At 75.4% G+C, this 6,486-nt stretch carries 7 protein-coding genes and 2 pseudogenes; 5 read left to right on the top strand and 4 right to left on the bottom strand.

Annotation, left to right across the window (positions count from 1 at the left end; translation table 11 throughout):
• The 3 genes and pseudogenes from ACFVFS_RS40265 to ACFVFS_RS40255 all read left to right on the top strand — a co-directional run.
• Window positions 1-186: pseudogene (locus tag ACFVFS_RS40265) on the top strand (MarR family transcriptional regulator); the annotation flags it as partial.
• Window positions 187-336: 150 nt separating this feature from the next.
• Window positions 337-1,221 (top strand): SDR family NAD(P)-dependent oxidoreductase, encoded by an 885-nt coding sequence (locus ACFVFS_RS40260; RefSeq protein ID WP_380630084.1) that lies wholly within the window; start codon window positions 337-339, stop codon window positions 1,219-1,221.
• Window positions 1,222-1,282: 61 nt separating this feature from the next.
• Window positions 1,283-1,753 (top strand): nuclear transport factor 2 family protein, encoded by a 471-nt coding sequence (locus ACFVFS_RS40255; protein WP_380630082.1) that lies wholly within the window; start codon window positions 1,283-1,285, stop codon window positions 1,751-1,753.
• A gap of 82 nt (window positions 1,754-1,835) precedes the next feature.
• Here ACFVFS_RS40255 and ACFVFS_RS40250 read toward each other — a convergent pair whose 3' ends face one another.
• The 3 genes from ACFVFS_RS40250 to ACFVFS_RS40240 form a co-directional block, all read right to left on the bottom strand.
• Window positions 1,836-2,780: a 3-hydroxyacyl-CoA dehydrogenase NAD-binding domain-containing protein gene (locus ACFVFS_RS40250; RefSeq protein WP_380630081.1), complete on the bottom strand. Its 945-nt coding sequence runs from the start codon at window positions 2,778-2,780 to the stop codon at window positions 1,836-1,838.
• A complete protein-coding gene (locus tag ACFVFS_RS40245) occupies window positions 2,777-3,598 on the bottom strand; it encodes a BTAD domain-containing putative transcriptional regulator (protein ID WP_380630080.1) in 822 nt (273 codons plus the stop codon). Before ACFVFS_RS40245 ends, ACFVFS_RS40250 begins: the two co-directional genes overlap by 4 nt.
• A gap of 118 nt (window positions 3,599-3,716) precedes the next feature.
• A complete protein-coding gene (locus ACFVFS_RS40240; RefSeq protein ID WP_380630078.1) occupies window positions 3,717-4,322 on the bottom strand; it encodes a DNA-binding response regulator in 606 nt (201 codons plus the stop codon).
• Window positions 4,323-4,470: 148 nt separating this feature from the next.
• Between ACFVFS_RS40240 and ACFVFS_RS40235 the strand changes: the two genes are divergently transcribed.
• The gene (locus tag ACFVFS_RS40235) at window positions 4,471-5,466 is read left to right on the top strand and encodes a beta-ketoacyl-ACP synthase III (RefSeq protein ID WP_380630076.1); all 996 of its coding nucleotides are present in this window, start codon (window positions 4,471-4,473) and stop codon (window positions 5,464-5,466) included.
• Window positions 5,463-5,951, top strand: a complete 489-nt coding sequence (locus ACFVFS_RS40230) for a flavin reductase family protein (RefSeq protein ID WP_380630074.1) — start codon at window positions 5,463-5,465, stop codon at window positions 5,949-5,951. Before ACFVFS_RS40235 ends, ACFVFS_RS40230 begins: the two co-directional genes overlap by 4 nt.
• Here ACFVFS_RS40230 and carB read toward each other — a convergent pair.
• Window positions 5,915-6,486, bottom strand: a pseudogene (carB, locus tag ACFVFS_RS40225) (carbamoyl phosphate synthase large subunit); the annotation flags it as partial. The gene ACFVFS_RS40230 and the pseudogene carB overlap by 37 nt on opposite strands.

Raw genomic sequence — 6,486 nt, 5'->3', positions numbered from 1 at the left:
GACCGGCGGCGCACCATCGTCGCCATCACCGGGGAGCCGGAGACCAGGGCGGCGATCGAGGGCTGGCTGGCCAACGGCGCGGCCGCCTGGCGCCGTGCCTTCGAACCGCTCGCGCCCGAGGAGCGCGCCCTGTTCGTCCGCACCATCGAGGCCTACGAGAACGGCGCCTCCCGCCCCCGCGACTGACCCGCCCCCGAGGCCGTCCCGCGCCCGCCCCCGGGGGCGACCTGCGTCCACCGCCCCGGCCGAGCCTCGCTGGAGTGTTCTTCGAGCCGCCCCCGCTTCGCTGGTCGGCGGGCGGCACCGCGCCGCCCGCACGGACCCGCGGGAGGCGGCATGCCGACGAAAGTGCTGGTCACCGGAGCCACCGGGGCGGTCGGGAGCCACCTGGCCCGCCGACTGCTGAAGGACGGCGCGGAGGTGCGCGCCCTGGTCCGCGACCCGGCCCGGGCCGCCGCCCTGCTGCCCGCCGGGGTCCACCTCGCACCGGGTGACCTGACCGACCCGACGGCCGTGCGCGCCGCGCTCGACGGCGTCGAGCGGGCCTTCGTGCTGCTGGCCGACGACGCCGGCGCCGCCGTCGCCGAGGCGCTGCGCGAGGCGGCCGGCCGCGGTCCCGAGCACCTGGTGCTGCTCTCCGCCGCCGCCCCGGCCGCGCCCGCCGACCCAGCCGCGGACAACCCGCTGTTCCGCAAGCACCGGCAGGGTGAGGCCGCCCTGGCGGCCACCGGCCGGCCGCTCACCGTGCTGCGGCCGGGGCCGTTCGCCTCGCTCGCCCGGCAGTGGATCCCCGCCGTGCGCGGGGCGGGCGTGATCGGCGCCGTCCACCCGGACCTCGCCCTGCCGGTGATCGACCCCCGGGACATCGCCGAGGTGGCCGCCGCCGTCCTGCTCGGCGCCGCCGCCGGACCGGGGCCGCTGGTGCTCTCCGGGCCGCAGGCGCTGGACACCCCGGAACGGGTGCGGATCCTGGCCGAGGTGACCGGCCGTCCGCTGACCGTGCGCCGGCTGAGCGCCGAGGCCTGGGTGCGGCTGGTCGGCGAGCGGCTGCCGGAGGCCTACGCCCGGGCGCTGCTCGGCGTCGAGGAGTACCTGCGCCGGGTGCCGCCGCCGCTGGTCGCCACCGTGGAGGAGATCACCGGCCGGCCGGCCCGGACGTTCCGCGGCTGGGTCGAGGACCACGCGGCGGAGTTCCTCCAGACCGGCTCCAGGACGGGTTGAGCCCGCCCGGCGAGGGTGGCCGGGACCGTCCGCGAGGCCGTTCCGACCGAGGAGGAAGCCGGTGCCGAGCACCACGACCACCACCCCCGCCGCCCCCGTGGCCAACCCGGCGCTGACCGGGCTCTACGCGGAGGTGCAGCTGTTCTACGCCCGCCAGATGCAGCACCTGGACGCCGTGCGCGCCGAGCCGTTCGCGGCGACCTTCGCCGCGGACGGCGTGTTCGACCACTCGCCGGACGCGCCCGCCGTCCGCGGCCGGGAGGCGATCGCCGCCGAGGTCCGCTCCTACAACGAGCGGCGGTTCGCCGAGGACCCGGTGCAGCGCCGGCACTGGTTCAACATGCTCGACGTGCGCGAGCAGCCCGACGGCAGCGTGCACACCGAGTTCTACGCCCTGGTGCTGACCACCCGGCCCGGACAGTTCCAGCCGGTCGTGGCGCCCGCCTGTGTCGTGCGCGACGTCCTGGTCCGCGAGGGCGGTGAGCTGCGGACCCTGGAGCGCCGGGTGACCCAGGACCACGCGTCCTTCTGAGCGGCCCGCCACCCCGGACGGGGAGGGGGCCCGGCCACCGCGGCCGGGCCCCCTCCCCGTCGTCGTGGGCCGCCGGCCGGCGTCACGGCGTCCGGGCCCGCGCCGCCGCCGCGATCACCGCGTTCTGCCCCCGGTCGCGCCGGGCGGCCAACTCCTCGTACGGCACCGCCCCGAACGAGGCGTCGGCCTGCGCCAGCAGGGTGTCGATCGTCTCCCGGTCCACCGGCGGCGAGCCGAGCAGCGCCCAGCTCCGTTCGAGGCCGCTGCCCAGGTGCTCCAGCCAGTGCCGCAGCCCGCCCGGCCCGCCGCCCAGGTGGAAGGCGTGGAACGGCCCCACCACCGCCCACCGGGACCCGATCGAGGCGGTCACCACCTCGTCCAGCTCGTCCACCGTGACCACGCCCTCGCGCACCAGGTGGATGCTCTCCCGCAGCAGCGCCGACTGGAGCCGGTTGGCCACGAAGCCGGGCACCGCGCGGCGCAGCACCACCGGTGTCTTGCCCAGCCACCGGTAGAAGTCCACCGCCGCCTCCACGGTCTCCGGCGCGGCGTCCCGGCCGGCCACCACCTCGACCAGCGGCACGATGTGCGGCGGGTTGAACGGATGGCCGACCACCACCCGGCCGGGGGTGTCCAGCCCGGCCCCCAGGTCGTCCGGCAGCAGGGTCGAGGTGGAGGAGAGCAGCAGGGCCTCCGGCGCGGCCGCGGCCGCCTCGGCGAACAGCCGCTGCTTGAGCGGCAGGTCCTCCAGGGCGTTCTCCTGCACCACGTCGGCGCCCGCGACCGCGCTCGCCAGGTCGGGGGCGAACACCAGCCGGGCCGCCAGCTCCTCCGGATCGGCCGGTCCGTCGGGCAGCGAGGCCGCGTACAGCGGCAGCGCCGCCGTCACGTGCTCGCGGGCGTCGGCGCGGGTGCTGCTGATCCGCACCTCCAGCCCCCGGGCGGCGAACAGGGCGATCCAGCCGAGCGCGATCGTGCCGGTGCCGATCACGGCCGCGCTGCGGTAGGTCCTCGGACGGGTGGTCACCGCGACACCTCCAGGGCGAATTCGGGCAGTTCGGGAAGGTCGGACCGCAGGGGTCCGGACGAGCCGCCGAGGACCAGCTGGTGCAGCCGCTGCACCCGGCGGGAGGGCTCCACCCCCAGCTCGCCGACCAGCGCGCCGCGCAGCCGCTGGTACGTCTCCAGGGCCCGCCAGGTGTGGCCGGAGCGGTAGTAGGCGATCATCAACTGGGCGGAGAAGTTCTCGTGCAGAGGATGCCGGGCCGTCAGCATCCGCAGTTCGCCGAGGATTTCGGCGTGCCGGCCGAGTTGCAGGTCCGCCTCCACCCGCAGCTCGACGGTCCGGGTGCGGGCCTCGTCCATGCCCAGCACCTCGGTCTCCAGCACCGGTCCCACCGGGACGTCGGCCAGCGCCGGGCCGCGCCACAGCCGCAGCGCGCGGCCCAGGGCGTCGGAGGCCCGGCGGGCGTCCCCGGCGTCCAGGGCCGCGCTGCCCTCGGCGGTCAGCCGCTGGAAGGTCCGCAGGTCGGATTCGTGCACCGCGCCGGTCAGTTGGTAGCCGCCGAGCCGGGTCGCCAGCACCTCCTTGGCCGTCTGCGGGGCGCCGGCCGGCAGTGCGGCCGCGATCCGGCGGCGCAGTTGCAGGACGTAGGTCTGCAGCGTCGTCTGGGCGCTGCGCGGTATCCGCGCCCCCCAGGCCTCCTCCATCAGCGTGGGAACCTGGACTATTCGGCCCGCCCGCAGTGCGAGCAGTGCGAGCAATTGTCGCGGCTTTCCGGCACTCGGAACGATGAAGTTTCCGTCGATTCGTATTTCCAGCGGCCCCAGAACACTGATGTCCATACGTGTGCCTCCATGGAAATGTCTGTTTCCTGGAGTATTGCATGAGGAGTTCCGGAGGGCCTAGTGATGATCTCACGCGCGGACCGTGAATTTCTCATGCCCGGACCGTCCGCGGCCGTCAGATCATGCCCGCCTCCCGGGCGATGCGGACGGCGTCGATCCGGTTCCGGGCGTCGAGCTTCTGCACGATCGCCGTCAGGTAGTTGCGCACCGTCCCGACCGACAGGTGCAGCTGCTGGGCGATCTGCCGCACGTCGTCGCCCTCGGCGGCCAGCCGCAGCACCTCGACCTCGCGCGGTGTGAGCAGGCCGTCCGTCGGCAGCGAGAAGCTCAGCGCGAGCTGCGGGTCGACCACCCGCTCACCGGCCATCACCCGGCGCACCGCGGACACCAGTTCGCTCGGCGGGGCGTCCTTCAGCAGCACCCCGGCGATCGGCAGCGAGAGTGCCCGCCGCAGCACGGTGGGGTGGCTCAGGCTGGTCAGCAGCAGGACCCGGCAGCCGGGCACCCGGGCCCAGAGCCGCTCGGCGGCGTCCAGGCCGTCCAGGCCCGGCAGGTTGATGTCCAGGACCGCCAGGTCCGGTCGGGACTCCAGGGCCGCCGGCACCACCTCCTCGCCGCTGCCGACCTCCGCGACCACCGTGACGTCCGGCTCCAGTTCGAGCAGCGCCACCAGTGCACCGCGCACCATCCTCACATCTTCGGCGATGAGCAGTCGTATCACCGAGTCCCCCTTCCCCGTTCGCGTCCGCCCGTCGGCCGGGCCCCGCGTCCTTGAATTGTACGGCTGCCCAGCGAGGCTCAAGGGCTTTTCCAGCGGCGATTGTGAGGATCGCCTCGCCCGGTAGTGGACGGCGAAATGGAGAACCGAAGTGGGGTACACGCGGAAACGGCCAATACGCGTCGCCGGCACCGGACACAGCGAAATACTCGGAGTCGGCGGTTACCGGCCCCGCCGACGCGTCGACAATGCCGAGCTGTGCCGGAGCATCGACTCCACCCCGGAGTGGATCGAGACCCGCAGCGGCATCCGCCGGCGCGGCTTCGCCGGGCCGGACGAGACCCTGCCGATGATGGCTGCCGAGGCCGCCGGGCGGGCCCTGGAGCGCTCCGGGGTGCGCGCCGACGACGTCGACCTCGTCCTGGTCGCCAGCATGTCCCATCTGGTCCAGACGCCCGCGCTGGCCGCCGTGGTGGCGCACCGGCTGGGTGCCGACCGCGCCGCCGCCTTCGACCTGTCGGCCGCCTGCGCGGGCTTCTGCCACGCCCTCGCCGTCGCCTCCGACACGGTCCGCACCGGGGGAGCCCGCCGGGTGCTGGTGATCGGGGCCGAGCGGATGACCGACATCGTCGAGCCGACCGACCGCACCAGCGCCCTGCTCTTCGCCGACGGCGCCGGAGCCGTGCTGGTCGGCCCCGCCGACCGGCCCGGGATCGGCCCGGTGGTCCGCCGTTCCGACGGCGCCTACGCCGAGGCCCTGCGGATGACGGCGCCGTGGGCCGGCGAGGAGCGGCCCTGGATGCGGATGGACGGACGGCGGGTGTTCCGCTGGGCGATGGAGGAGGTGGCCCCCGCCGCGCTGGCCGCGCTGGAGGCCGCCGGCCAGTCCGTGGCGGACCTCGGCGCCTTCGTCCCGCACCAGGCCAACCTCCGGATGACCGAGCTGATGGTGGAACGCCTCGGCCTGACGTCCGCCACCGCCGTCGCCCGCGACGTCGTCGAGACCGGCAACACCTCCGCCGCGTCGATCCCGCTCGCCCTGGAGACCCTGCTCACCGGGGGCGAGGCGGCGAGCGGGGACACCGCGCTGCTGGTCGGCTTCGGAGCGGGCCTCAACTACGCGGCCCAGACGGTGGTGCTGCCGTGAACGGGCGCGCGGTCACCCGCGACGACCTGCGCTCGGCGATGGCCCGCACCGCCGCGGGCGTGGTGGTGGTGACCGCCCGGGGGAGCGACGGCACCCCGCAGGGGCTCACCGCGACCTCGTTCTGCTCGGTGTCGCTGGAACCGGCCCTGGTGCTGGTCTGCGTGGCCGAGACGGCCGGGGCCTACAAGGCGCTCGCCGGCTGCGAGGAGTTCGCGGTGAGCGTGCTGCGCCGCGAGCAGTCCGCCGTGGCCACCCGGTTCGCCACCAGCGGGGCCGAGAAGTTCCACCCGGCGGACACCGAGCTGACGCCCCGGGACCTGCCGGCCGTCGCGGGCGCCCTCTGCCAGCTCGACTGCGTGGTCGACGCCCGCCACCCGGCCGGCGACCACCTGATCCTGGTCGGCGAGGTCACCGCCGTCCGGCTCGCGGACGGCGGTGACCCGCTGGTCTACGCCGACCGGTCGTACCGGGCCCTCAGCTCCTGAAGCGGCGTCACCGTCGGTCCGGTCGAGGACTGGAGGGCCTCGATGCCCTGGACGGCGGCGCCCATGGCCTGGACGGTGGTCAGGCAGGGCACGGCGCGGGCGACGGCGGCGGCGCGGATCTCGTGGCCGTCCCCGCTCCGGCCCGCCGGACCGGCCGCGCCCCGGCCGGTGATGACGACCAGGTCGACCTCGCCGTCGTGGATCAGCCGGTCGACGGTCCTCTCGCCGTTCGGGCCCTCGCCCTCGCTGGGCTTGCGCACCACGGTGACCGGCGCACCGGCCCGCCGCAGCACCTCCGCGGTGCCGGCGGTGGCCAGCAGCTCGAAGCCGAGCCCGGCGAGGGCCAGCGCCGGCAGGACGGCGTCCCGCTTGTCGCGGTCGGCCACGGACAGCACGGCCCGGCCCTTGGTGGGCAGCGGAAGCTGGGCCGCGGCCTGGGTCTTGGCGTAGGCGGTGCCGAAGACGCGGTCCAGGCCCATGACCTCGCCGGTGGAGCGCATCTCGGGGCCGAGGACGGTGTCCACGCCGCGGCCGT

Source organism: Kitasatospora sp. NPDC057692 (genome assembly GCF_042799475.1).
Taxonomy (GTDB): Bacteria; Actinomycetota; Actinomycetes; order Streptomycetales; family Streptomycetaceae; genus Kitasatospora.
This window is presented reverse-complemented; position numbering and strand designations above follow the sequence as displayed.